This is a genomic window from Mesorhizobium sp. M1E.F.Ca.ET.063.01.1.1 (genome assembly GCF_003998155.1).
GTDB lineage: Bacteria > Pseudomonadota > Alphaproteobacteria > Rhizobiales > Rhizobiaceae > Mesorhizobium.
This window is the reverse complement of sequence record NZ_RZSC01001040.1, coordinates 1-1,631: the sequence shown is the minus strand read 5'-3', so window position 1 is coordinate 1,631 and position 1,631 is coordinate 1. Positions and strand designations below refer to the sequence as shown.

Below are 1,631 nucleotides of genomic sequence, written 5' to 3'. Positions count from 1 at the left end.
AATCTTTGCGCGAGCATGGCGTCGGCGAGCCACGAACCCAAATAGCGACCGAAGCCATGGCGCCCGGCGCTCGCGAAAGCACCGCTCAGCAGCTCGACAACCCCCTCTGCCGCAGACAGCTGGCCGATCTCGTCAACCAGATCGGTGACGGCGTCGTCGTCGCCGGCATGGCCAAGTTCCTCGTGCACGGCGGAGAGGCCTGCCTCCGTCAGCAGATGTTCCGGAGGCCGCGCCGCCTGGCGGCGCCAGGCCAAAAACGTCCGGCCGGCGGGCCCGACATCATCGCCCGGTCGGGTGAGCAGCACGGTGACGCGCAGCGCGGCCTCGTCCTCGGTGCGACCCGCCTGGCGCACCGTCGCCGCGGCCGCGCCGAGTGCCAGACGTTGCCGCCAGGCGCCGGCCCATCGCTCCTGCCGGCGCACGAGAGCATCGAGCGCGCCGAGGACGGCGCCGGCCGCAATCGCAGCATCCTCAAGGGTTTGCGCCGTCTCGACTGCCCTGCGCAGCCAAGATGGCACAGTCGCCATGGGCCCGATCGGCGCGGCGCCGAGCGGCTGGACTGCGTGGTGAGGGGACGATCTGGGGCGAAGAATCATTCTCAGCAGCATGATTCATGGCGGCGCTTTTGACAATCAGTTTCGAGCAAAACCGCCGCCCCTGTCGACAGCGTTTTACGTCCGATAAGCTTGCCTTATCGGACGTATCCGAAATCCGCCTAGCCGAGCGCCGCCAGCCCGTGCTTCTTGACCACAGACAAGAGTTTCAGCGCCATCCCGCTCGGCCGCTTGGCGCCGGTCTCCCACTTCTGCACGGTCGATTCCGACGTGTTCAGATAGCGCGCGAACACCGGCTGGCTGACATGGTTCTTCTCGCGCAACGCCTTGATCTCGTCGGGTCCGATCGCCGCCGGCGCCGTCAGGCAGCTCTCGTCGAAGCTGCGCATCGTCGTCTTGTCGATCGCCCCGACCTTGTAGAGCGCGCGCGCCGAGCTATGGATCGCCTCGAAGGCGTCGGACTTGTAAGGTCTAGTCTTGCTCATGGCATATCTCCACGAAGTCTCCGTCTGCAAGCAATGCGGCGATCTGCCGATCCGTCAGACCTTGATAGGCCTTGGCCAACGTGCGGAACTGCGCGAGTTCATGGTCATCGATGTTGGCTCTGTCCTGCTTGGCGAACAGATATTCATAGACCCAGAACCGGTCGAAACCAGCCAGGATGATCGAGCGGTGCCTGTTGTCGTTCAGGCGCTTCTTGAACACGCCGCCGCCCAGATCATCCGCTTGTCCCACCGCCACCTGCACGATCGCCTTGCACAGGGCGGCGTCGCTGATCCGCGCCTTGCGCGCCGCCTTGGCGAACCAGGCCGTCTTGAATGTCCGTCGTGCCATTGGTTTAGATAGCACCTGGTGCTATAGACTTCAATCGCCATTGCTGACCTCGATGTCGCGTTCGAATGCCGATTCACATTCCGCTCCCGTTGCCATACACTGACATCGGCAAAGCCCAAATCCTGGCAAGTCTCAAGGCAACGATCCTCGCCCCATGAACCAGCCCACCGCCGACGATCTTCCCGACATTGTCGATCTGGTGATGGAAATGGGGCAGCCCGTACGGCCGCCGGCGCATGTGGA

3 protein-coding genes are annotated in these 1,631 nt (G+C 64.0%); all 3 read right to left on the bottom strand.

Annotated features, from left to right (window positions below; translation table 11 throughout):
- Positions 1 to 527, bottom strand: a 527-nt coding sequence (locus EOA29_RS35770) for a DUF1403 family protein (RefSeq protein WP_245468721.1), incomplete at its 3' end; no start/stop codon positions are given.
- A 188-nt stretch (positions 528 to 715) separates the two neighbouring features.
- Positions 716 to 1,039: a DNA-binding transcriptional regulator gene (locus tag EOA29_RS35765; RefSeq protein ID WP_127222347.1), complete on the bottom strand. Its 324-nt coding sequence runs from the start codon at positions 1,037 to 1,039 to the stop codon at positions 716 to 718.
- On the bottom strand, positions 1,026 to 1,388 hold the full coding sequence (locus EOA29_RS35760; RefSeq protein ID WP_127222346.1) for a type II toxin-antitoxin system RelE/ParE family toxin: 363 nt from the start codon (positions 1,386 to 1,388) through the stop codon (positions 1,026 to 1,028). The genes EOA29_RS35765 and EOA29_RS35760 overlap by 14 nt, the downstream gene beginning before the upstream one ends.
- Between the last annotated feature and the right edge of the window lie 243 nt (positions 1,389 to 1,631).